The organism is Pseudomonas moorei (assembly GCF_008801475.1).
Taxonomy (GTDB): domain Bacteria; phylum Pseudomonadota; class Gammaproteobacteria; order Pseudomonadales; family Pseudomonadaceae; genus Aquipseudomonas; species Aquipseudomonas moorei.
Genome location: NZ_VZPP01000004.1, coordinates 169,133 through 192,217 on the forward strand (window position 1 = coordinate 169,133; position 23,085 = coordinate 192,217).

24 protein-coding genes, 1 pseudogene and 1 riboswitch are annotated in these 23,085 nt (G+C 61.2%); of the genes and pseudogenes, 18 read left to right on the forward strand and 7 right to left on the reverse strand.

What is annotated here, in order from left to right:
- Positions 1–3: 3 nt before the first annotated feature.
- The gene (locus F7R06_RS08560; RefSeq protein WP_090324167.1) at positions 4–732 is read left to right on the forward strand and encodes a dienelactone hydrolase family protein; all 729 of its coding nucleotides are present in this window, start codon (positions 4–6) and stop codon (positions 730–732) included.
- Positions 733–888: 156 nt separating this feature from the next.
- Here F7R06_RS08560 and F7R06_RS08565 read toward each other — a convergent pair whose 3' ends face one another.
- Together F7R06_RS08565 and F7R06_RS08570 are read right to left on the reverse strand one after the other, a co-directional pair.
- Positions 889–1,749, reverse strand: coding sequence for a pirin family protein (locus F7R06_RS08565; RefSeq protein ID WP_090327486.1), 861 nt, complete (start codon positions 1,747–1,749; stop codon positions 889–891).
- Between the two features lie 63 nt (positions 1,750–1,812).
- Positions 1,813–2,229 carry an OsmC family protein gene (locus F7R06_RS08570; RefSeq protein WP_090324165.1) on the reverse strand — a complete coding sequence of 139 codons (417 nt, stop codon included), beginning with the start codon at positions 2,227–2,229 and terminating at the stop codon, positions 1,813–1,815.
- Positions 2,230–2,539: 310 nt separating this feature from the next.
- Here F7R06_RS08570 and F7R06_RS31370 point away from each other — a divergent pair.
- A pseudogene (locus tag F7R06_RS31370) lies at positions 2,540–2,962 on the forward strand (MCP four helix bundle domain-containing protein); the annotation flags it as partial.
- Positions 2,963–3,058: 96 nt separating this feature from the next.
- Positions 3,059–4,102, forward strand: coding sequence for a methyl-accepting chemotaxis protein (locus F7R06_RS31375; protein WP_425530739.1), 1,044 nt, complete (start codon positions 3,059–3,061; stop codon positions 4,100–4,102).
- 94 nt (positions 4,103–4,196) lie between these two features.
- Here the strand turns inward: F7R06_RS31375 and F7R06_RS08580 are convergent, their stop codons facing one another.
- From F7R06_RS08580 to purM, 3 genes are read right to left on the reverse strand one after another with little or no spacing between them, the layout of a single operon-like run.
- Positions 4,197–4,910, reverse strand: coding sequence for a DUF3108 domain-containing protein (locus F7R06_RS08580; protein ID WP_090324161.1), 714 nt, complete (start codon positions 4,908–4,910; stop codon positions 4,197–4,199).
- Positions 4,911–4,918: 8 nt separating this feature from the next.
- Positions 4,919–5,569 (reverse strand): phosphoribosylglycinamide formyltransferase, encoded by a 651-nt coding sequence (gene purN / locus F7R06_RS08585; RefSeq protein WP_090324159.1) that lies wholly within the window; start codon positions 5,567–5,569, stop codon positions 4,919–4,921.
- Positions 5,569–6,627: a phosphoribosylformylglycinamidine cyclo-ligase gene (gene purM / locus F7R06_RS08590; RefSeq protein ID WP_090324158.1), complete on the reverse strand. Its 1,059-nt coding sequence runs from the start codon at positions 6,625–6,627 to the stop codon at positions 5,569–5,571. The genes purN and purM overlap by 1 nt, the downstream gene beginning before the upstream one ends.
- Before the next feature lie 384 nt (positions 6,628–7,011).
- On the opposite strand from purM, the gene F7R06_RS08595 reads away from it, so the two are divergent.
- From F7R06_RS08595 to F7R06_RS08620, 6 genes are all read left to right on the forward strand, one after another.
- Entirely contained in the window at positions 7,012–8,067 is a 1,056-nt protein-coding gene (locus F7R06_RS08595; RefSeq protein WP_090324156.1) for a DUF2066 domain-containing protein, read from the forward strand.
- Between the two features lie 36 nt (positions 8,068–8,103).
- Positions 8,104–9,177, forward strand: coding sequence for an AI-2E family transporter (locus F7R06_RS08600; RefSeq protein WP_090324154.1), 1,074 nt, complete (start codon positions 8,104–8,106; stop codon positions 9,175–9,177).
- Between the two features lie 197 nt (positions 9,178–9,374).
- Positions 9,375–10,079, forward strand: a complete 705-nt coding sequence (gene hda, locus F7R06_RS08605; RefSeq protein WP_007898944.1) for a DnaA regulatory inactivator Hda — start codon at positions 9,375–9,377, stop codon at positions 10,077–10,079.
- A gap of 227 nt (positions 10,080–10,306) precedes the next feature.
- Positions 10,307–10,948: a C40 family peptidase gene (locus F7R06_RS08610; protein ID WP_090324152.1), complete on the forward strand. Its 642-nt coding sequence runs from the start codon at positions 10,307–10,309 to the stop codon at positions 10,946–10,948.
- A 164-nt stretch (positions 10,949–11,112) separates the two neighbouring features.
- The gene (locus F7R06_RS08615) at positions 11,113–11,649 is read left to right on the forward strand and encodes a C40 family peptidase (RefSeq protein WP_090324150.1); all 537 of its coding nucleotides are present in this window, start codon (positions 11,113–11,115) and stop codon (positions 11,647–11,649) included.
- 18 nt (positions 11,650–11,667) lie between these two features.
- Complete coding sequence (locus F7R06_RS08620; protein WP_090324148.1) at positions 11,668–12,330, forward strand: class I SAM-dependent methyltransferase; 663 nt, start codon at positions 11,668–11,670, stop codon at positions 12,328–12,330.
- A 39-nt stretch (positions 12,331–12,369) separates the two neighbouring features.
- On the opposite strand, the gene F7R06_RS08625 is transcribed toward F7R06_RS08620, so the two are convergent.
- Together F7R06_RS08625 and F7R06_RS08630 are read right to left on the reverse strand one after the other, a co-directional pair.
- Positions 12,370–13,683 (reverse strand): PQQ-dependent sugar dehydrogenase, encoded by a 1,314-nt coding sequence (locus F7R06_RS08625; protein ID WP_090324146.1) that lies wholly within the window; start codon positions 13,681–13,683, stop codon positions 12,370–12,372.
- A gap of 67 nt (positions 13,684–13,750) precedes the next feature.
- A complete protein-coding gene (locus F7R06_RS08630; protein ID WP_090324145.1) occupies positions 13,751–14,335 on the reverse strand; it encodes a hypothetical protein in 585 nt (194 codons plus the stop codon).
- 151 nt (positions 14,336–14,486) lie between these two features.
- Positions 14,487–14,717, forward strand: a riboswitch (cobalamin riboswitch).
- Positions 14,718–14,799: 82 nt separating this feature from the next.
- Here F7R06_RS08630 and cobO point away from each other — a divergent pair.
- The 9 genes from cobO to cobC all read left to right on the forward strand — a co-directional run bounded on the left by cobO (position 14,800) and on the right by cobC (position 23,083).
- A complete protein-coding gene (gene cobO, locus F7R06_RS08635; RefSeq protein WP_090324143.1) occupies positions 14,800–15,411 on the forward strand; it encodes a cob(I)yrinic acid a,c-diamide adenosyltransferase in 612 nt (203 codons plus the stop codon).
- 10 nt (positions 15,412–15,421) lie between these two features.
- The gene (locus F7R06_RS08640; protein WP_090324141.1) at positions 15,422–16,804 is read left to right on the forward strand and encodes a cobyrinic acid a,c-diamide synthase CobB; all 1,383 of its coding nucleotides are present in this window, start codon (positions 15,422–15,424) and stop codon (positions 16,802–16,804) included.
- Complete coding sequence (gene bluB / locus F7R06_RS08645) at positions 16,801–17,451, forward strand: 5,6-dimethylbenzimidazole synthase (protein WP_090324139.1); 651 nt, start codon at positions 16,801–16,803, stop codon at positions 17,449–17,451. Before F7R06_RS08640 ends, bluB begins: the two co-directional genes overlap by 4 nt.
- Entirely contained in the window at positions 17,448–18,356 is a 909-nt protein-coding gene (gene cbiB, locus F7R06_RS08650) for an adenosylcobinamide-phosphate synthase CbiB (RefSeq protein WP_090324138.1), read from the forward strand. Before bluB ends, cbiB begins: the two co-directional genes overlap by 4 nt.
- On the forward strand, positions 18,349–19,341 hold the full coding sequence (gene cobD / locus F7R06_RS08655) for a threonine-phosphate decarboxylase CobD (RefSeq protein WP_090324136.1): 993 nt from the start codon (positions 18,349–18,351) through the stop codon (positions 19,339–19,341). Before cbiB ends, cobD begins: the two co-directional genes overlap by 8 nt.
- Positions 19,338–20,789 carry a cobyric acid synthase gene (locus F7R06_RS08660; protein ID WP_090324135.1) on the forward strand — a complete coding sequence of 484 codons (1,452 nt, stop codon included), beginning with the start codon at positions 19,338–19,340 and terminating at the stop codon, positions 20,787–20,789. Before cobD ends, F7R06_RS08660 begins: the two co-directional genes overlap by 4 nt.
- Positions 20,790–20,937: 148 nt before the next feature.
- Positions 20,938–21,459 (forward strand): bifunctional adenosylcobinamide kinase/adenosylcobinamide-phosphate guanylyltransferase, encoded by a 522-nt coding sequence (cobU, locus tag F7R06_RS08665; RefSeq protein WP_090324133.1) that lies wholly within the window; start codon positions 20,938–20,940, stop codon positions 21,457–21,459.
- Positions 21,456–22,511, forward strand: a complete 1,056-nt coding sequence (gene cobT, locus F7R06_RS08670; RefSeq protein WP_090324131.1) for a nicotinate-nucleotide--dimethylbenzimidazole phosphoribosyltransferase — start codon at positions 21,456–21,458, stop codon at positions 22,509–22,511. Before cobU ends, cobT begins: the two co-directional genes overlap by 4 nt.
- Complete coding sequence (gene cobC / locus F7R06_RS08675; protein ID WP_090324130.1) at positions 22,508–23,083, forward strand: alpha-ribazole phosphatase family protein; 576 nt, start codon at positions 22,508–22,510, stop codon at positions 23,081–23,083. The genes cobT and cobC overlap by 4 nt, the downstream gene beginning before the upstream one ends.
- Positions 23,084–23,085 lie beyond the last annotated feature (2 nt).

Genomic DNA, 23,085 nt, shown 5'->3' on the forward strand with positions numbered 1-23,085 from the left:
GAAATGAGCCAAATCACTGTACGTTCCGTTGCCTATCAAATTGACGGTCAGCCTTACGAAAGCCGTCTGGCTTTTGACGCCGACCTTAAGGGCCCGCGTCCGGGCCTGTTGATGGCGCCGAACTGGATGGGCGTCAGCGCTGGCGCCGAGGAAATCGCCAGGTCGGTGGCGGCCAAGGGGTACGTGGTACTGATCGCTGATCTTTACGGCCAATCGATTCGTCCACAGAACAACGATGAAGCGGGCGCGGCGATGATGCCGTTGAAGAACGACCGTCCATTGTTGCGCAAGCGTATGCAAGCAGCGTTCGAACAGCTGCAAAGCCAGGGCGAAGTGGCCGTTGATACCTCGAAGCTGGCCACGTTCGGTTTCTGCTTTGGTGGATGCTGCGCGCTGGAGTTGGCCCGTACCGGTGCGCCGGTGAAAGCGGCAGTCTCCTTCCATGGCACCCTCGACACCCCGGACGTCAATGATGCGAAAAACATCAAGGGTAAGGTGTTGGTCCTGCATGGTGCTTCCGATCCGTTGGTGCCGAAAGAGCAACTGCCGGCGTTTGAAGAGGAAATGAATGCCGCAGGCGTGGATTGGCAGCTGCTGAGCTACGGCGGCGCGTTCCATTCATTCACCGATCCGCATGCAAATGTGCCGGGCATGATGATGTATAACGCCAAGGTTGCTGCTCGGGCGTTTACCTCGATGCACAACTTGCTGGATGAAGTGTTCAAGGGCTGATGTTGTCCGGCATTGGCTAATGCAGTGCCCGGGCTGGCCTCTTCGCGGGCAAGCCCGCTCCCACAGGAGCTGATGGCGTTCGCATAATTTGTGACTCACCTCGAACCCTGCGGGAGCTGGCTTGCCAGCGAAGGCGACCTGCCAAGCGATACAAAACTACGGCAATTCGATCCGCTCGACTTCCCCCGGCACCGTAGGCCAATCCCCGGCCGCCCAGCGTCGGCGCGCTTCATCGATAGCTGCCGGATCGCTCGCCACAAAATTCCAGTTGATCCGTCGCGGACCATCCAGCGGGGCACCGCCAAACAACACTGCATGACAGTCGCTTTCGGCGAACAAAGTCATTTCCTCCCCTTCAGGCAAGACCACCAGTGCATGGGGCTCCAAAGTCTCGCCGTCCAGTTGCACCTCGCCGCTCAAGACATACAGCGCACGTTCTTCATGTTCGGTGGGGATCAGCAGCGTCGTCGCCGATTGCAGGGTCAACTCCGCGTAGAGCGTCGGAGACAGTACGGGTACCGGCGATTCCAGGCAGAAGCCTGTCCCGGCAATCATGCGGATTTTCACTCCCAGGTTCTCGCTGACCGGCAGTGTGGCGGCCGGGTGATGGCTGTAATGCCCAGGACCTTGTTCATGATCCTTGGGCGAGGCCAGCCAGATCTGCAGGCCGTGCATCGTAAAGCCGTTTTCCTTGAGCGCCTCTGGCGTGCGCTCGACATGGGCAATCGCGCTGCCAGCGGTCATCCAGCTGACATCGCCGGTATCCACCACCTGATCGGAGCCGAGGCTGTCCTTGTGCTGAATCTGCCCCTGGAACAGGTAGGTGAGGGTGGAGAGGCCGATGTGCGGATGTTGGCGGATGTTGATGCCTTTGCCCGGCGGGTAGCGGGTTTCCAGCATATGGTCGAAAAACACAAAGGGTCCGACGCTGCGGCATTTGGCGGACGGCAGTGGACGAAGAATCGGCTGGCCCTCGACATCTTCGGCGCGGGGGCGGATCACGAGCGGAGTGTTCATGGTGCATTCCAGGCTGGGGCGGGTGATGCGTTCGAGCATAACCCGCTTGTGCAGCCCTTGCCGCTATTGGCTGAACGCACCCTCGGACAAATGGGTTTCGATGCTGACGTCGCTGGTGGTCATCAACTTGTGAATCGGGCAACGGTCGGCCACGCGGTGCAGTTCTTCGCGCTGGGCGTCGGTGAGTACGCCCTTGAGGGTCAGTTTGACGTGCAGTGCGTATTGGCCTTTCTGCTCCTGGCTGTTGTCGCGCTTGACCTCGACCCCGACTCCGGTCAGCGGAATGTCTTTTTTCTTCGCGTAAAGCTTCAGGGTCAGGGCCTTGCAGGCACCGAGGGCAGCGTCGAAATAGTCATGGGGTTCAGGGGCCGAGCCTTCGCCGCCTGCCGAAGGTGGTACATCGGCAAATAGCTCGTGGTCATCAATCTGGACGCTGTGACGAAAGCCTTCGCTGGAGACGGTGTTCACGGTAACTGTCATGGGAAACCTCGCAGGCAACTGGATATTTATTCGATCAAAAAAGACCTCGAAGGTATAGAGCATTCTTGAGGATGCGTGTTCAGGTTGATTTGCCAATCGTGGATTTGACGCTGAATCGTTACTGCCTGTTGAACGTAGTAGTAAGGCTCTTTGATATCACTTTTTCGTCTTACGCAAATTTTCAACAGTCCGATACCGTCTAAGAGACCAGCTGCCTGACGCAGCGCTTTTGGAAGGAACCAGGGGAATGAGTATCAGAAGTCTCAATATTGCGCCGCGCGCGAGTCTGGGTTTTGGCCTGTTGGCGTTGATGGTTTTTGGCTTGGGGGTATTTGCGCTGCTGCAAATGTCGAACATGCGGGCGCAGTCCGATCAAGTCGATGACAACTGGCTGCCCAGCGTGATGGCAGTCGGAGATATGAGTCAGGACATGTTGCGACTGCGAGCGCTGACCATGCGCTTGCTGATCAATCGCGATCCGCAGGCGCAGGCGCAGAATGTCAGCAAAATCAACGAACTTAAAAGTGTTCTCGACCAAGCCCAGCAACGCTACGACAAGTTGATCGTGCTGCCGGAGGAGCGTGCGTTGTTCGATCGCTTCAAAGCGGCCGAGCGCAAGTATCTGCAATTTCAGAGTCAGGTGATGGCCGAAGCTACCCAGGGACGGATGGATGAGGCGGCGGCCATTCTCAACGGCGAGATGAATCCGTTGGCCGATGAGATCACCGTAGCCCTCAAGGAGCTGGTTGCACTCAATCAGAACAACGCCAATCTGGCGACAGAGGCCGGGCGTCAGGTGTTCAACCAGTCGCGGGTCTGGGTGGGGGTGATGATCGGTGTGAGCGCGCTGATCACCATTGGCCTGGCGCTCCTGTTGACTCGCAGTATCGTGTTGCCGCTGTCGCAATCGCTGAAAGTGGCCGAGGTGGTTGCTGGCGGCGATCTGACCGGTGTCATCAACATCACCGGCAAGGACGAACCCGCACGGTTGCTGCATGCGCTCAAGAGCATGCAACAGAGCCTGCGTGAAACCATTCAACGCATCTCCGATTCATCCAGCCAATTGGCCTCGGCCTCGGAAGAGCTCAGTTGCGTCACGGAAGACGCCACTCGTGGCCTGCATCAGCAAAGCCTGGAAATCGAGCAGGCGGCCACGGCGGTCAATCAGATGACCGCCGCCGTGGAGGAAGTGGCGAGCAATGCGGCGGCGACCTCGCAGGCCTCTCGCGAGTCCGACCGCATTGCCCAGCATGGTCGTGAGCAGGTGCATCAGACGGTGTTGTCGATCCAGTCGCTGGCCGAGGACGTCACCACCAATGTCACTCAGGTCGAGGATCTGGCGCAGAAGGTACATGGCATCACCAAAGTGCTGGACGTGATTCGCGCGATTGCCGAGCAGACCAATCTGCTGGCGTTGAATGCCGCGATTGAAGCCGCGCGGGCGGGGGAAGCGGGGCGCGGGTTTGCGGTGGTCGCCGATGAAGTGCGGGCGCTGGCGCATCGCACCCAGCAGTCGACCCGGGAGATCGAGCAGATGATCGCGGGCATCCAGCAAGGCACCGATCTGGCTGTCAGCTCGATGCAGCACAGCAATACCCGTGCGCGCTCTACACTGGAGGCGGCGAAAGCGGCGGGCGAAGCACTGGAGGACATCGCTTCGGCATTCACCCTGATCAACGAGCGCAACATCGTGATTGCCAGCGCTTCCGAGGAGCAGGCGGCCGTGGCACGGGAAGTGGATCGAAACCTGACGAACATCCGCGATCTGGCGCTGCAAAGCTCGGCGGGGGCGAATCAGACCAGTGCCGCGAGTCAGGAGTTGTCACGCCTGGCGGTGGATCTGAATACGATGGTGGCGCGGTTTTCGGTCTAGGTGCCAGAAAAAAAAAGCCCCGCGATGGCGGGGCGTGTTTGTCGGCTGGCGTAGATCAAATGTGTTGAGGGGGCTTGCCCCCTCGCCACAGGGATCAGCTGCCTTTGACGGTCTTGCCGTTGACCTTGCCGTCCAGGAGCATGATGTTGTACTCCTTGCCGTCGGTTTCGACCTGTTGCAGACGAACCAGCAGGTAGTCCCAATCCTTGGCGAACCACATCACGGTGATGCGTTTGTTCTGTGTCGGGTCGCGCACACGTTCGACCTTGATCGCATCGATCATGCCGGCCTTGGTGTCGACTTTTTCAGTGCCCAATACGCGGAAGTCATAGGTATCGACATCACTGCCGTCGACCACCTGATAGTTCATGCTTTTCTTGCCGGCGGCGACGTCTTCCTGCAAGGCCAGCTGATAGCTGGATTTGTCGAGCATGCCACGGTTCAGCGGAACCTTGACTGCATCACCGCGATCGGTGCCGGTGATCATTTTGGTGTTCCAGTCGAAATCCAGGTCCGACTTCTTGGCCTTGCCCAGGCCGCCTCGTTCAAAGTGGTAGGACTGTGGCAGCAAGGTGTCTTTGTCCAGGGTCAGCGTACTTTCTTCGGTGAGGCTGGCGATCATCATCGAAGCCTTGAAGCTGAGCTTCCAGACACCATTCGCTTCCTGGGTCAGGCTGCGTTCGGCGGTGCCGCTCATGGGTAACTGCTTCCAGTCTGCGGTGTAGCTGGCGGAGAAAGGTTGAAGGTCCGCAGCCTGCGCGAATGGCAAGGCGAGCAGAGCACAAGCGAAGAGCAGGGCACGACGCATAAAATCTCCTAGGTTCGAATCAAGTGGCCGCTGGCCGCGAGTAACTGTCCATCCAGTAAAGCACCTTGCTCGCCGAGCGATAACCGGCCTTCGGCGAACCAGCGGACGGCCAACGGGTAGATCAGGTGTTCCTGAACATGGACCCGCTGAGCGAGGCTCTGCGGCGAGTCGTGTAACTCTACCGGTATTACTGCCTGTACGACCAGTGGTCCGCCATCGAGTTCCTCGGTGACAAAGTGTACGGAGCAGCCGTGTTCGGTATCACCGGCTTCCAGCGCTCGCTGATGAGTGTGCAAGCCTTTGTATTTGGGCAGCAGCGAGGGATGGATATTGAGCAGGCGTCCTTGATAGTGGCGCACGAAGCCGGCACTGAGGATGCGCATGAAACCGGCCAGAACCACGAGTTGGGGATTGTAGGCGTCGATCAGTTCGATCAGCGCGGCATCGAAGGCCTCGCGGCCTTCGAAAGCCTTGTGATCCAGGGTGCGGGTGTCGATGCCCGCGTCCCTGGCGCGTTGCAGGCCGTAGGCGTCGGCGCGGTTGGAGATCACCGCAGCGATGCGGACCGGGCTGTCGCCGGTCCGCGTGCTGTCGATCAAGGCCTGCAAGTTACTGCCGGTGCCGGACAACAGCACCACAACATCACAGGTCTTGGGCATCAGTGAGCCTTGAGGTTCTTCAGTTCAACCTGGGCTGCGCCTTCGGCAGCAGTGGAGATCTGACCGATGACCCATGGCTGCTCGCCGGCTTCACGCAGGACCTTCAGGGCAGCTTCCACATGCTCTTGCGCCACGCAGATGACCATGCCCACGCCGCAGTTCAGTACGCGGTGCATTTCGTTCTCGTCGACGTTGCCTTTCTCTTGCAGCCAGTCGAACACCGCCGGACGGGTCCAGCTTGCCACGTCAACCACTGCCTGAGCGCCTTTTGGCAGGACACGCGGGATGTTGTCCAGCAGGCCGCCACCGGTGATGTGGGCCATGGCTTTGACCGCGCCGGTTTCCTTGATCAGCTTGAGCAACGGCTTGACGTAGATGCGGGTAGGGGCCATCAGCAGGTCGGTCAGCGGCTTGCCGTCGAGCTGGGTGTTTTCGATGTCGGCACCGGAGACTTCGATGATCTTGCGGATCAGCGAGTAACCGTTGGAGTGCGGGCCGGACGACGGCAGGGCGAGCAGGGCATCGCCCGCCGCGACTTTGGAGCCGTCGATGATTTCGGATTTTTCCACGACGCCGACGCAGAAGCCGGCGAGGTCATAGTCTTCGCCTTCGTACATGCCAGGCATTTCAGCGGTTTCGCCGCCAACCAGGGAGCAGCCGGACAGTTCGCAGCCTGCACCGATGCCGGTCACGACCTGGGCCGCGGTGTCGACATTCAGTTTGCCGGTGGCGTAGTAGTCGAGGAAGAACAGCGGCTCGGCGCCGCACACCACCAGGTCGTTGACGCACATGGCAACCAGGTCGATGCCGATGCTGTCGTGCTTGTTCAGGTTCAATGCCAGGCGCAGTTTGGTGCCGACGCCGTCAGTACCGGAAACCAGCACGGGCTGCTTGTAGCCAGCCGGGATTTCGCAGAGGGCGCCAAAACCGCCCAGGCCGCCCATGACTTCCGGGCGCGCAGTGCGCTTGGCGACGCTCTTGATGCGTTCGACCAATGCTTCACCGGCGTCGATGTCTACACCGGCGTCCTTGTAGCTCAGGGAGGGTTGCTTGCTCATGATCCAGGCCTTTAGGGGGGATTCAGGGGTAACGACCGAGTTCAGCGGGGCCGCCGAAACCGACGAGGGCGATTGCCTCACGCGAATTTCGAAAGTGCCCGGCTGTTGCCGGTCTGCGAAGGCGCGCGATTTTATCAGGCTTGAAGGGCAGCGGCCATCCTCAGGCCGACGGCAGGGGCATATCCGCCTAAAAAAACCGCATTTGCCCCGTGTTACTGGCATCCTTTACGCCTGCACAAGCTATCGCCATTAAGCGTCTATCGTTATGACAGTGCGAAAACTTACTCAGGACGTGTGAATGTTTTGCGCCGGGCGATGGTCACAGCCTTGCTCGATCGTCTTCATGCGGTCTGTTCCAGCCGCTCTTGTCGTCAGGAATCTTCCATGCGTTTTTGTAAATTCTTGTTTGTGGGCTGTTTGTCGCTGGTCAGTCTGGCCAGCCATGCCGAAACCGTCAAAGGCCTCTATCAGGTGCGCGAGCCCGTCAGCAGTCAGACGCAGGAGGAGCGTGATCAAGCGACTCAGCGCGCGCTGGATACGCTGGTGTTGCGCCTGACCGGCGACCCCAAGGCGGCGCAAAATCCGGGGCTGGCAGCGATTCGCAAAGACCCGCAGCAAATCATCAGTCAGTACGGATTCGATGCCGGCCCGCCGCAAGTGCTGAAAGTCGATTTCGACCCGACAACCACCGAGCAGGCGTTGCGCCGCGCCGGGCTGGCCTTGTGGGGCGCCAACCGGCCATCGATCCTCGGCTGGTGGTTGAACGACTCCGCGGAGGGTTCAAGCCTGGTGGGCGATGGCCAGGCCAGTGCGGCGCCTTTGCGTCGAGCCGCGCAACACCGTGGCCTGCCGTTGCGTCTGCCGCTGGCGGATCTGAACGAGCAGGTGGTCGCCACCGCACCGAATCTGGAAAGCTCCGATCCGGCAGCGTTGCGTGCCGCCTCGGAGCGTTATAGCGCCGACGCTGTGCTGGCGGTGCATGCCCGTGAAGAGGGCGGCCAATGGCAGGCCAAATGGCATTTGTGGCTGGGCGACCAGAAAGAGGCCGGCAGCGTACAGGGTGCCGATCAGGCCGCCGTGGCGGATGCGGTGATGCTGGCGGTCAATGAACGTCTGGCGCCTCGATTCGTCGCCAGGGCCGGGGCTTCGACGCAGCAGTTGCTGGAAGTGCAGGGCATGAATCTTGAGCGCTATGCGACGCTCGGACGTTTGCTGGAACCTTTTGGCGGGCGGCCACAGAGTGTCGACGGCGACCGGATTCTGTATCGGGTCAATGGCAGTGTCGATCAATTGCGGGCGCAATTGTCGCTCGCCAAATTGCAGGAGGTGGCCGCTGCGCCGACCCCGGTCCCGGTCGCTCCGGCCCAACCTTCGACAGGTTCGGCCCCGGCCGCGGCGCCCGCTCCGGTGGTGACGCCGCAGTTGCATTTTCGCTGGTAGATATTCTTTCTTTATATAGAAGCAATGGAGTGGTTCATGGCCGATACGCGGCGTTGGTTCTGGTTGGGTGGCGTTGTTTTTATCTGCGCGTTTGTCTGGTTGTTGCATCCGATCCTCACGCCGTTCCTGGTGGCGTTACTGTTGGCCTACCTGTTCGATCCGTTGGTCGATCGTCTGGAAAAGGCCGGTTTGTCCCGGACCCTGGGCGTGGTCGCGGTGTTCGCGCTGTTTACCCTGATCTTCACCACGTTGCTGCTGGTCCTGGTGCCGCTGCTCGCCAAGCAACTGTTCCGCTTGTATGAGCTGGCACCGCAGATGCTCGACTGGTTGCAGCACACCGCCCTGCCATGGGCGCAATCGAAGTTCGGTTTGTCGGAAGGCTTCTGGAAATTCGACAAGCTCAAGGCCGCGATCAGCGAGCATATGGGTCAGACCACCGACATCGTCGGTGTGGTGCTGAGCCAGGCCACGGCATCCGGCCTGGCATTGATTGGCTGGCTGGCGAATCTGGTGTTGATCCCGGTCGTCAGTTTCTATCTGCTGCGGGACTGGGACCTGATGATGGCCAAGATTCGCAGCCTGCTGCCGCGTGATCGTGAAGAGCGCGTGGTGTTGCTGGCCGGTGAATGCCATGAAGTGCTCGGAGCGTTTGTCCGTGGCCAGTTGCTGGTGATGGTGGCGCTGGGTGTGATCTACGCCGCAGGTCTGATGCTGGTGGGGCTGGAGCTGGGGCTGTTGATCGGCCTGATTGCCGGTCTGGCGGCCATTGTGCCGTACATGGGGTTTGTCATCGGGATCGGCGCGGCGCTGATCGCGGGCCTGTTTCAGTTTGGTGGCGATCTGTACCCCATGGTCGGGATCGTCGCAGTGTTCATGGTGGGGCAGGCGCTGGAGGGAATGGTGCTGACGCCATTGTTGGTGGGAGACCGGATTGGCCTGCATCCGGTGGCGGTGATTTTCGCGATTCTGGCCGGTGGCGAGCTGTTCGGTTTTACCGGCGTGCTGCTGGCGCTGCCGGTTGCCGCTGTGATCATGGTGCTGGTTCGCCATGTGCATGATTTATATAAGGATTCTGATATGTACAGCGGCGTCGACGAGCCAGAGCTCTAGGTCTGGTCGCAGGTAGCCCGGTTCGATGCCGGGCTGCCGTCCGCACCGCCAAAGAAACTGTCATAAAACCGGGGCACCAACGCAAACCTTTGATTTTGCATGTGGTCTGTCGCATTGTGCGGTCGGCTTCACGGGTATAAACTTCGCAAACTTTACACAGAGGCCACTAACGGTTCCTTTGGAACTGTTCAGTCAGCATGAAACCGATTCAGCTGCCCCTAGGTGTGCGTCTGCGTGACGACGCCACCTTTATCAACTACTACCCAGGCGCCAATGCCGCTGCACTCGGCTATGTCGAGCGGCTATGCGAAGCCGACGCCGGCTGGACCGAAAGCCTGATTTACCTCTGGGGCAAGGACGGGGTAGGGCGTACGCATCTTTTGCAGGCGGCCTGCCTGCGCTTCGAGCAGTTGGGCGAACCGGCGGTCTACCTGCCATTGGCCGAGTTGCTGGATCGCGGTATTGAAATCCTCGACAACCTTGAACAGTACGAACTGGTCTGCCTGGATGATCTGCAGGCAGTGGCCGGGAAGGCCGACTGGGAAGAAGCGCTGTTCCATCTGTTCAATCGCCTGCGCGACAGTGGCCGGCGCCTGCTGATTGCCGCATCGACATCTCCACGTGAACTGCCGGTGAAGCTGGCGGACCTCAAGTCCCGCCTGACCCTGGCGTTGATCTTCCAGATGCGTCCGCTGTCCGACGAAGACAAGTTGCGTGCCCTGCAACTGCGCGCGTCGCGTCGGGGGCTGCACCTGACCGACGAAGTCGGACATTTTATCTTGACCCGCGGCACTCGCAGCATGAGCGCGCTATTCGAGTTGCTCGAGCGACTCGATCAGGCCTCCCTCCAGGCACAGCGCAAGCTGACAATTCCCTTCTTGAAAGAGACGCTTGGCTGGTAGAAAAAAGCCGGGAATGCCAAGGCTGGCGGGGCTTTCGGCATATTTCAGGCGCCAGAAAATCCGCCTTCCTACAGGGTTGTAGGCTGCGCAGGTGTCTAAATTGGGCTTAAGCGCTTAGATGTTGGCGAGAAACTGAAAAGTCACAAAAAGTTCGATTGAATTTGCAAATGAGGTTGATAGCGGGCATAGTCTCGACTTCTTTACAACTATCAGCCACGGTCGTGCCCATGCTAAAGCGCTTCGCACCCCTCGTGCCTCTCGCACTCGTCACCCTGTTGTTCGGTTGCGCTGCTCACACTCCGGTGTCCCAGCAGGACCAACAGGTTAAAAATAGTGTTACCGCCCAATCTTCCGCTCGTTATCAGGAAGCTCTTTTCCAGGAAGAGACGGCCACCGAAAAAGAACTGGCTGCCTTCGCTGATGGCAAGTCCTACAAACTGCCGGTTCTGGCCGACAGTATCCTCGAACGTGGCATGTCCCTGATCGGTACCCGTTACCGTTTCGGCGGTACCTCTGAAGCCGGTTTCGATTGCAGTGGTTTCATCGGCTATCTGTTCCGCGAAGAAGCGGGCATGAACCTGCCACGTTCCACTCGCGAAATGATCAACGTGGACGCGCCACTGGTGGCTCGCAGCAAGCTTGAGCCTGGTGACCTGCTGTTCTTCGCGACCAACGGTCGTCGCGGTCGTGTCAGTCACGCAGGGATCTACCTGGGTGACAACCAGTTCATCCACTCCAGCAGCCGCAAAAGCGGTGGCGTGCGGATTGATAGCCTGGGCGACAGCTACTGGAGCAAGACCTTCATCGAAGCCAAGCGTGCACTCGCCATGGCACCGAATGCTGAACCGATCGTCACTGCACGCAAGTAAGCGGACATTTCTAAGGCGAACTTAAAGTCTTACTTGAAGTTTGCCACATAAGCGCTAGAATCTGATCCATGAATGATGGCAAACCGCCTGCGTGACGCGCAGGCGGTTTTGTTTTCTGCGCCCCCAGCAGAAAAAAGCCGCAGCCAGATCAGGATGTTCTGCTTATGTCGACGTCGGCCCGCCTCACAATCATGCTTTTCGCAGCGCTGCTCAGTGCGTGTGCCAGCCGCACGCCGCCACCTGCGCCTGTGGTTCGCGCTCCCATTATTTTCGGTTCTTCCCAGGCCTTTTCGCCTGAAGCGGAGGATGTGCTGTTCCGCGCGTTGGGACTGGTGGGGACGCCTTATCGCTGGGGTGGCAACACGCCGGATTCCGGCTTTGATTGCAGTGGGTTGATCGGCTATGTGTACCGCGATGTCGCCGGCATTTCCCTGCCGCGCACCACGCGGGAAATGATCTCCATGCAAGCGGCCGATGTGGGCAAGGAAGGCCTGCAGACCGGTGATCTGATCTTCTTTGCCACCAATGGCGGTTCACAGGTCAGTCATGCGGGCATCTACGTCGGCGAAGGCCGCTTCGTGCATGCACCTGCCACCGGCGGCACAGTCAAGCTCGACAGCTTGTCCAAGGCGTATTGGCAGAAAGCCTACCTGAGCGCCAAGCGTGTCCTGCAACCGGAACACCTGGCGCGCAACCCGTAATTGCCAGAGAGTGCTCTCATGACCGCTCGCACGCTCAATCTCGACGACTCGCTCTATCACTACCTGCTCGACGTATCCCTGCGCGAAACGCCGCTGCTCAAGCGCTTGCGCGACGAAACCCAGGCGCTGCCCATGGCGCGCTGGCAAGTGGCGCCGGAGCAGGGTCAGTTTCTTGCATTGCTGGTGAAACTCACCGGTGCCCGACGTCTGCTGGAAATCGGCACCTTCACCGGTTACAGCGCGCTGTGCATGGCCGCGGCATTGCCCGATGACGGCTCATTGATCTGCTGCGACATGCCGGGTGACTACAACGCCACCGCACGCCGTTACTGGCAGGAGGCCGGGCTGGCCGGGCGAATCGATCTGCGTCTGGCACCTGCGCTGCAAACCCTGGACGAACTGGAACGGCAAGGGCAGGACGGGCGGTTCGATCTGGTATTCATCGACGCCGACAAGGCCAATTACCCCACTTATCTCGAGCACGCGCTGCGACTGCTGCGGGTGGGTGGCTTGGCGATATTCGATAACACGCTGTGGAGCGGGCGGGTGCTGGAAGAAAATCCGCAGAGTGCAGATACCCGAGCCATCCAGGCACTCAACCGTGCCTTGAAGGATGACTCGCGGGTGGATCTGTCGTTGTTGCCGCTGGGCGATGGGCTCACGCTTTGCCGCAAACGCTGATCCCTTGTGGTTCCATGTGGGAGCGGGCTTGACGTGTCATTATTTAGCCGCTGAAACCCGCCAAACCTTGTTCCCCACATCATCTGCCACCAACAAGTCGCCCTGCTGATCGATCACCACGCCCACCGGCCGGCCCATGGCTTTTTCTTCGTTATTGAGGAAGCCCGTGAGTACGTCCACCGGCTGCCCGCTGGGTTTACCGGCGCTGAACGGTACGAAGATCACTTTGTAGCCACTGTGCGGCTTGCGGTTCCATGAGCCGTGCTGGCCGACGAAGGCGCCTTCGGTGAACGGCGCCGGCAACCGGCTGCCTTCGGCAAATGTCAGGCCCAGTGACGCCGTGTGCGGGCCGACTGCATAGTCCGGCGCGATCGCCTTGGCCACCAGGTCCGGGTTCTGCGGCTCGACGCGAACGTCGACATGCTGGCCGTAATAGCTAAATGGCCAGCCATAGAACGCGCCGTCCTTGACCGAGGTGATGTAGTCCGGCACCAGATCACTACCGATTTCATCGCGCTCATTGACCGCCGTCCACAGTGCGCCGCTTTGTGGCTCCCAGGACAGGCCATTGGGGTTGCGCAAGCCCGAGGCAAATATCCGGTGGTTGCCGGTGGCTCGATCCACTTCCCAGATCGCCGCGCGACCTTCTTCCTTGTCCATGCCGTTTTCGGCGACGTTGCTGTTCGAGCCCACCGTGACGTACAGCTTGCTGCCGTCCTTGCTGGCGATGACGTTTTTGGTCCAGTGGTGATTCAACGTACCACCGGGCAGGTCGAGCACTTTGACCGGTGGCGACTTGATCGCCGTATCACCGGTTTCATAGTGAAAGCGCAGCAAGCGATCGGTGTCGGCGACGTACAGGTCATTGCCGACCAGCGTCATGCCGAAGGGTGAATTCAGGTTTTCCAGAAACACCGTGCGGGTTTCCGCGATGCCGTCGTGGTCCCGGTCGCGCAGCAGGGTGATGCGATTCGCGCTCGGCACGCCCGCACCGGCGCGGCCCATGACTTTCTTCATGACCCATCCGCGTAGGCCGGTGCCGTCATCGGGTTTGGGCGGTGCATTGGTTTCGGCGACCAGCACGTCGCCGTTGGGCAGCACATAGAGCCAGCGCGGGTGGTCGAGGTTCTCGGCGAACGCGGCGACTTGAGTGCCGGCAGCGGCGACGGGTTTCGCGCCGTCGGGCCAGCCGATCGCCGGGGCGATGTTGATCGTCGGGAGCAGCGTCTTGTTGGGTTCTGGCAACTTGGGTGACGGGCCGGTGCCGTCGGCGACTTGCAGGCTGGAGGTTTCACCGCAAGCGGCGAGCCCTCCGGCGAGCGCGATAACGAGAACGAGCTGGGGCTTGCGCATACTGATCTTCCCTATGAATGCAGTGACCTGATCAATAGAGAAGTTTCGTTGCGCGATGGTTCAACCGTTAGCCGCGAGCTTCCTTGAGCAGCACGGCGATACCGGGGTGGTAGTGCCCCCCTTCGTTGCGTAACTTGCGGTAGGCGTAAGGGAAGTACCAGGCGACGGCGCAGGTGTGCTCTTTTTGCAGGTCGTCGACCATGTCCTGCAGTTCTTCCGGGGTGGCGCCTTGCTGGGCTTTGTGCGGTGCCACGAACAGGCAGCCGAGTTTCAGGTCGCTGGCGTAGCTGATGCGTTTGGCGTCACTGGTGATGTCCTGCAGGGCTTGCGTCAGGTTCAGGCTGTTGACCCGTGGCCAGCGTTGCGTGGCCTGTAACCAGGCGCGTGATTCAGGCGTGGCGATAAACAGATCGGCGCGGCCGTTGCGCTCGCCTTCCTCAATGTGTTTGCGCGTGGGCGATTGTTGCAGGGTCACCATTTCGGCCATCCAGGCGGCGGCGGAAAGCAGGCCGAGATTGGCTTTTTCGTCGAGCCAGTAAGGCGTTTCGTTATCGCCGCGCACGGCGTTGTAGCGGTCGATACAGTCAAACCAGCGCTCCAGCACCGGGCGCAGGAATTCCAGCTTCGGATTGCTGATGATGATGCCTTGCATGGGGCTTACCCTTGTTATTGTGATGTAGGTTGTGGCTCTTTGATATCATTGCTTGCAGTGTGGCACAAGATTGGCGTCAGTTTATTGATCAACGGCAGTTATTCACTCGCTCGGCCGGTCTTCATTTGACGCTCCACCCCCAACCCTCTAACCTTCGCGGCTTGTTTCAGGTGCTCTGTGGCTTGGGTCGACAGAGTGAAACAGGGAAGCCGGTGAGTGGACGCTTCGAGCACGAAGGCCGCGATCCCGGCGCTGCCCCCGCAACGGTAAATGAGTGAAGACTGTGCCTTGAGCCACTGTGCCGAGTATCGACACGGGAAGGCGCACAGTCAGGCCAACGCCGCTCATGAGCCCGGAGACCGGCCTGATCCATCCAAGCGGCGTCACGGTGGGCGATGCCAGGCTTCTTGCCGTCCTTTCTTGTGCCTGCCCGCCGTTATCCTGCCTCAACGGAGAGCTCTCCCATGACTGATACCCCTGATCGTGACGAACGTCATCTGGCGCGCATGCTGCGCAAAAAAGCCGTGATCGATGAGCGCATCGCTAATTCCCCGAACGAATGCGGCCTGCTGCTGGTACTCACCGGCAACGGCAAGGGCAAGAGCAGCTCGGCGTTCGGCATGCTGGCCCGGTCGATGGGCCATGGCATGCAGTGCGGTGTGGTTCAGTTCATCAAGGGGCGCAACAGCACGGGTGAGGAGCTGTTCTTCCGGCGCTTCCCGGAGCAGGTGCGTTTTCATGTGATGGGCGAGGGCTTCACCTGGGAAACCCAGGATCGCCAGCGCGACATCGCCGCCGCCGAAGCGGCCTGGGCGGTTTCGCAACAGTTGCTGCGCGACCCCGCCATCGGCCTGGTGGTGCTGGATGAGTTGAACATCGCCCTCAAGCACGGCTACCTCGATCTCGATCAGGTGCTCGGCGATCTGCAGGCACGCCCGCCGATGCAACATGTGGTGGTTACCGGCCGTGGCGCCAAGCCGGAGATGATCGAGCTGGCCGACACCGTCACCGAAATGGGCATGATCAAGCACGCCTTCCAGGCCGGTATCAAGGCGCAAAAAGGCGTCGAGCTGTGAGTCGTATTGTATGAATATCCCTCGTCAATGCCCGGCGGTGCTGATTGCCGCGCCGGCCTCCGGTCAGGGCAAGACTACCGTCACCGCTGCGTTGGCCCGTTTGCATCGCAATCAGGGGCGCAAGGTTCGCGTGTTCAAATGTGGCCCGGACTTTCTCGACCCGATGATTCTGGAGCGCGCCAGCGGTGCGCCGGTGTATCAACTGGACATGTGGATGGTGGGCGAGCAGGAGAGTCGTCGGCTGTTGTGGGAGGCCGCGGGCGAAGCGGACCTGATCCTCATCGAGGGTGTCATGGGCCTGTTCGACGGCACGCCGTCCAGTGCCGACCTGGCACGGCACTTCGGTGTGCCGGTGCTGGGGGTGATCGACGGCACCGCCATGGCCCAGACCTTTGGTGCCCTGGCCCTGGGGCTGGCGCGCTATCAACCCGACTTGCCATTTGCCGGTGTCCTGGCCAACCGCGTGGGCACCCTGCGTCACGCGCAATTGCTTGAGGGCAGCCTGACCGAAGGCCTGCGCTGGTATGGCGCGTTGTCCCGTGAAACCGGAATCGAATTGCCAAGTCGTCACCTCGGCCTGGTGCAGGCCAGCGAGTTGAACGATCTCGATCTGCGCCTCGATGCGGCGGCCGATGCCCTGGCCAGCAGTTGCGAGGTGGCGCTGCCGCCGGCCGTGCAATTCGCGGCCCCGGATGTCATCGCAGCTGAACCCTTGCTGGCCGGTGTGCGCATTGCCGTGGCCCGTGATGAAGCCTTTGCCTTTACCTACGGCGCAAGCCTGGATTTGCTGCGGGCCATGGGCGCCGAGCTGGCGTTCTTCTCGCCGATCCGTGACACCGGATTGCCCGACGCAGACAGCCTCTATCTGCCGGGTGGTTATCCCGAACTGCACCATGTGGCGTTGTCGCAAAACACCTCGATGTTGAACGCGATCCGCGCGCACCACGAAGCGGGCAAGCCGTTGCTCGCTGAATGTGGCGGCATGCTGTATCTGCTCGATTCGCTGACTGATGTCGAGGGTTCGCGTGCAGAACTGGTCAGCTTGCTGGCCGGGGATGCGGTGATGCAAAAGCGCCTGGCGGCGCTGGCGCTGCAGGCTGTCGAATTGCCGGAAGGTTCGCTGCGCGGGCACACCTATCACCATTCGCTGACCACCACTGAGCTTGTACCGATTGCCCGAGGCTTGAGCCCCAATGGCGGACGCGGGGCGGAGGCGGTTTATCGTGAGGGGCGGATGACAGCCTCTTATGTGCATTTCTATTTTCCGTCCAATCCGACTGCGATTGCCGCATTGTTTGCACCCGATCTTGAGGACGCCTTCGCCGGCAAGCCGGCTCCTGCAGTTGATCACTTGAACCCTGTAGGCGCTGGCTTGCCAGCGAAGAGGCCATGACCGATAACGCCTTCACCGAAGCCGAACGCGCAGCGGTCTACCGCGCCATCGGCGAACGTCGCGACATGCGTCACTTCAGTGGCGGTACGGTCGAGCCCGAATTGCTGCGGCGGTTGCTCGAAGCCGCGCACCAGGCGCCGAGTGTCGGCTTGATGCAGCCCTGGCGGTTTATCCGCATCAGCGACCGAACCTTGCGCGGCCAGATCCAGGAACTGGTGGAGCAAGAACGCATTCGCACCGCCGAAGCCCTCGGCGAACGCACCGACGAATTCATGCAGCTCAAGGTCGAAGGCATCAATGATTGCGCCGAGGTGTTGGTGGCGGCGCTGATGGATGATCGTGAGCGGCATATTTTCGGTCGTCGCACCTTGCCGGAAATGGACATGGCGTCGTTGTCCTGCGCGATCCAGAACCTGTGGCTGGCGGCCCGGGCCGAAGGTTTGGGCATGGGCTGGGTTTCGCTGTTCGAACCGCAAGCCCTGGCCGATTTGCTCGGCTTGCCCTCCGGGGCCAAGCCACTGGCCGTTTTGTGCCTGGGACCGGTCAAGGAATTCTACCCGGCGCCGATGCTGGTTCTTGAAGGGTGGGCGCAGGCGCGTCCGCTAAGTGAACTGTTGTATGAAAATTATTGGGGAGTGCGCCAATGAGTGTGGCGTTGTTGAGTGTCGCCGCTGTGGCGCTGGATGCGCTGCTGGGTGAACCCAAGCGCTGGCATCCGCTGGTGGCGTTCGGCCGGTTTGCCGAGCGTATCGAGCAACGTTTCAACGGTGGTGGTCGCGGCTGGCGCAGTCACGGGGTCACCGCGTGGGTGATTGCGGTGTTGCCGCTGACCTTGTTGGCCACGGCATTTTCCTGGGCGCCTTATGTGGGCTGGATGGTCGAGATTCTCGCGCTGTATTGCGCCCTTGGCATGCGCAGCCTGGGCGAACACGTCGAGCCGGTGGCCAAGGCCTTGCGCAGCGATGATCTGGACGAGGCGCGTACGCGCGTCAGTTACCTGGTCAGCCGCAAGACCAGCGAACTGGATAAAACCGAAGTGGCCCGTGCCGCCACCGAATCGGTGCTGGAAAACGGCAGTGACGCGGTGTTTGCCGCACTGTTCTGGTTTGCCGTGGCCGGCGCGCCAGGCGTGGTGCTCTACCGTTTGAGCAACACCCTGGACGCCATGTGGGGTTATCGCAACGAGCGCTTCGAGCGTTTCGGCTGGGCGGCAGCCAGGATCGATGATGTGCTCAATTACATTCCTGCGCGTCTGGTGGCGTTGACCTACGCCTTGCTGGGCAAAACCCGACTGGCCCTCAAATGCTGGCGGACCCAGGGTCCGACCTGGGACAGCCCGAACGCCGGTCCGGTAATGGCCGCAGGGGCCGGTGCGCTGGGTGTCGAGTTGGGTGGGGCGGCGATCTATCACGGTGAATTGCATCAACGTCCGCAACTGGGCGAAGGCCTGCCGGCGGATGCCGACTCCATCGATCGTGGCTGGCAATTGGTCCAGCGCGGGGTATGGTTATGGCTGCTGATTCTCTGCCTGGGGGCTGAATTTTATGCTTGAGCACGGTGGACGGTTGCGCAAGGCGGCGCTCGAATACGGCATCGAGGAAGCCGATTGGCTTGACCTGTCCAGCGGCCTTGCGCCCTGGCCGTTTCCCATTCCGGATATCCCCCTGCGGGCATGGGCGCGCTTGCCGGAAACCGATGACGGGCTGGAACAGGCCGCCTGCGACTACTACGGCACTCTGCAGGTGTTGCCGGTGGCCGGTTCGCAAATGGCCATCCAGTTGCTGCCGCGCCTGCGCCGGGCCGGCAAGGTCGGCGTGCTGTCTCCCTGTTACGCCGAGCACGCCGAAGCCTGGCGGCGTAACGGCTACATCGTGCGTGAAGTGCTCGAGCAGGAAGTCGACTTTTTTGTCGACAGCCTCGATGTGCTGGTGGTGGTCAACCCGAACAATCCGACCGGTCTGAGCCTGACACCCAATCGCTTGCTCGACTGGCACTCGCGGCTGGCCCAACGCGGTGGCTGGCTGGTGGTGGACGAAGCGTTCATGGACAACACACCGCAGCTGAGCCTGGCGCCATTTTCCCATCAGGTCGGCTTGATCGTGCTGCGTTCGTTCGGCAAGTTTTTCGGTCTGGCCGGGGTACGGCTGGGGTTCGTCCTGGCCGAGCGCAAGTTGCTCAAGTTGCTCGCCGAGCAAGTGGGACCATGGGCTGTCAGCGGTCCGACCCGGGTAGTGGGCGAGGCCTGCCTGCGCGACACCGAAGGGCATGCGCTGCAGCGCAGACGGGCTGAAGAGGCCAGCGAACGTCTGGCGGCGTTACTGGAGCAACACGGTTTCAAACCTCAGGGTGGCTGTGCGTTGTTCCAGTGGCTGATCACCGAGCGCGCCGAAGAACTGCACGAGTTCATGGCCGGTCGGGGCATTTTGCTGCGCTTGTTCGCGCAAAACAGCAGCCTGCGTTTCGGTTTGCCTGGCGATGAGGCTGACTGGTCGCGTCTTGCCACGGCGTTCGAAGCTTTTGCCAGGGAATGCCAATGACAACGCTGATGGTGCAGGGCACCACATCCGACGCCGGTAAAAGCACGCTGGTGACGGCGCTGTGCCGCTGGGTCACGCGTCAGGGCGTTAGCGTGGTGCCGTTCAAACCACAGAACATGGCGCTCAACAGTGCCGTGACGGGCGACGGTGGCGAAATCGGTCGCGCGCAGGCGGTGCAAGCGCAGGCCGCCTTTCTCGAGCCGCACACCGACATGAACCCGGTGCTGCTCAAGCCCAACAGCGATACCGGCGCCCAGGTGATTATCCATGGTCGCGCGGTCACCACCATGAATGCCGTCGCTTATCACGATTACAAAGCCATCGCCATGCAAGCGGTGCTGGCGTCCCATGCACGCTTGAGTGAGGCCTATCCGCTGGTGATGGTCGAAGGTGCGGGGTCGCCGGCCGAGATCAATCTGCGTGCTGGCGATATCGCCAACATGGGCTTTGCAGAAGCGGTGGATTGCCCGGTGCTGCTGATCGCCGACATCAATCGTGGCGGTGTGTTCGCGCATCTGGTGGGCACGCTGGAGCTGCTGTCGCCCACTGAACAGGCGCGGGTCAAGGGCTTCATCATCAATCGCTTTCGCGGCGATATCGCCTTGCTGCAACCCGGTCTCGACTGGCTGGAACAGCGCACCGGCAAACCGGTGATCGGTGTGCTGCCCTACGTGCTGGACCTGCACCTGGAGGCCGAGGACGGCATTGACCAGCGTCAGACTGACAAGGTCGATCAGGTACTGAAAGTGGTGGTGCCGGTGCTGCCGCGCATCAGCAACCACACCGATTTCGACCCGCTGCGCTTGCACCCGCAAGTGGACTTGCAATTCATCGGTCCCGGCCAGGCGATTCCGCCAGCTGATTTGATCATCCTTCCCGGCTCGAAAAGTGTGCGCAGCGACCTGGCATATCTGCGCGCCAACGGTTGGGAACAGGCCATTTCCCGACACTTGCGCTACGGCGGCAAAGTGCTGGGCATCTGCGGCGGCTTGCAGATGCTCGGCGAGCAGGTGCACGACCCGTTGGGCCTGGAAGGCGTTCCGGGGTCCAGTGCCGGGCTGGGGTTGCTGGCGTTTGAAACCCGACTCGAAGAACACAAGCAGTTGCGTAATGTGCGCGGGCGTCTGGCGCTGGAGAATGCGGAAGTCAGCGGCTATGAAATCCATGCCGGCGTAACCACCGGCCCGGCGCTGGAAAACGCCGCCGTACAACTCGACGACGGACGCTGCGACGGCGCACAAAGTGTCGATGGGCAGATTCTCGGCACCTACCTGCATGGTCTGTTCGAATCCCCGGCGGCCTGCAGCGCACTGTTACGTTGGGCAGGTTTGCAGGCTGTGCAGGACGTGGATTACCACGGTTTGCGCGAGCGCGATATCGAGCGGCTGGCGGATCTGGTGGAGAAGCATCTGGATACCTCGCTGTTGCGTGAACTCTGTGGGATTTGAAGTGACTGCACAGGCCCCATCGCGGCCAAGCCCGCTCCCACAAGGATCGGGGCTGTCTACCGATTTTCGGTCTGCACACAGAACCTGTGGGAGCGGGCTTGCCCGCGATGAGGCCTGTCGCTACACCGCCAAATGAAAGGTTAAGAATATGCTCCAACTGATCCTCGGCGGCGCCCGCTCCGGCAAGAGTCGTCTGGCCGAAAAACTCGCATTGGACAGTCAGCTGCAAGTGACCTACATAGCCACCAGCCAACCGCTGGACGGTGAAATGAGCGACCGGGTCGCCCATCACCGCGCCCGTCGTCCGGTCGAATGGGCCTTGATCGAAGAGCCGCTGGAGCTCGCTCGTGTCCTGCAGAAAACCGCCAGTGCCGATCGCTGCCTGTTGGTGGATTGCCTGACGCTGTGGCTGACCAATCTGCTGATGCTCGACGATGCGCAACGCCTGGGCGCCGAGCGCGATGCCCTGCTGGAGTGCCTGGCGTCGTTGCCGGGTGAAATCATTTTTGTCAGCAACGAGACCGGAATGGGTGTCGTGCCGCTGGGCGAATTGACTCGCCGCTATGTCGATGAAGCCGGTTGGCTGCATCAAGCTCTGGCCGAGCGTTGTCAGCGAGTCATCCTGACCGTCGCCGGCCTGCCCCTGACTTTGAAAGGAACTGCGTTATGACCCAATCCTGGTGGCTGAACCCGTGCAAACCGATCGACGTCGACGTGGTCGAGCAGGCGCAGGCCCGTCAACAACAACTGACCAAGCCGGCCGGCTCTCTCGGTCAGCTCGAAGCGGTGGCGGTGCAATTGGCGGGATTGCAAGGGCAGATCAAGCCAAGCCTGGATCAGCTGTGGATCGCGATTTTTGCCGGTGACCATGGTGTGGTGGCTGAAGGCGTATCGGCATTTCCCCAGGAGGTTACCGGGCAGATGCTGCATAACTTCGTCACCGGCGGTGCAGCGATCAGCGTGCTGGCGCGGCAGTTGGGGGCTTCCCTCGAAGTGGTGGACCTGGGCACGGTGACGCCGGCATTGAACCTGTCGGGTGTGCGTCATCTGAACATCGGTCCGGGGACGGCGAATTTTGTGCAGGGTCCGGCGATGACCCAGGCTCAAGGTGAGCGAGCTCTCCAGGCCGGTCGCGACAGCGTGCAGCGCGCACTCGCGTCAGGCGCCCAGCTGTTCATCGGTGGTGAGATGGGCATCGGCAACACCACGGCGGCCAGTGCCCTGGCGTGCGCATTGCTGGAGTGTCCGGTGGTGCATCTGACCGGGCCGGGCACCGGGTTGAATGCGGCAGGCGTCAGCCATAAAGCTCAGGTGATCGAGCGCGCATTGGCCCTGCACGGCGCTCAGCGTGGCGATGCGTTGCAGACCCTGTTGAACCTTGGCGGTTTTGAAATCGCGGCCTTGGTGGGCGCTTACCTGGCCTGCGCCCAGGAAGGCATTGCGGTGCTGGTGGACGGTTTCATTTGCAGCGTCGCGGCGCTGGTCGCGGTGCGCTTGAATCCCGAGTGCCGACAGTGGCTGCTGTTCGGCCATCGCGGCGCCGAGCCGGGACATCGCCATGTCCTGGAAACCTTGAGCGCCGACCCCTTGCTCGACCTCGGCCTGCGTCTGGGTGAGGGCAGTGGTGCTGCGCTGGCCGTGCCATTGCTGCGCCTGGCCTGCGACCTGCACGGGCAGATGGCGACGTTCGCCGAGGCGGCGGTGGCGGATCGTCCGGCATGACGTTGCGTCTGGATTTGCTGCGCCATGGCGAAACCGAACTCGGTGGCGGCCTGCGCGGCAGCCTCGACGATGCGCTGACCGAAAAAGGCTGGCAGCAAATGCGCGAGGCGGTATTGGCGCAAGGGCCTTGGGATCGTCTGGTCAGTTCGCCCCTGCAGCGTTGTGCGCGGTTCGCTGAAGAACTGGCAGGGCGATTGGGCTTGCCGGTCGAGTTGCAGGCAGACCTGCAAGAACTGCATTTCGGCGCCTGGGAGGGGCAGAGCGCTGCGGCGCTGATGGAAACCGATGCCGATTCCCTGGGTTTGTTCTGGGCCGATCCCTACGCATTCACACCACCGCAAGGTGAGCCGGTGGCGGCGTTCGCCGCGCGGGTGCTGGCGGCGGTAGCGCGTTTGCATGCCACCTACGCGGGCGAGCGGGTATTGCTCGTCAGCCATGGCGGCGTCATGCGTTTGCTGCTGGCGCAGGCGCGCGGCTTGCCGCGGGAGCAGTTGCTCAACGTTGAAGTCGGTCATGGCGCACTGTTCTCGCTGTCGGTCGAATCCGGCGGATTGCTAAGGGAAGTGCACTGACC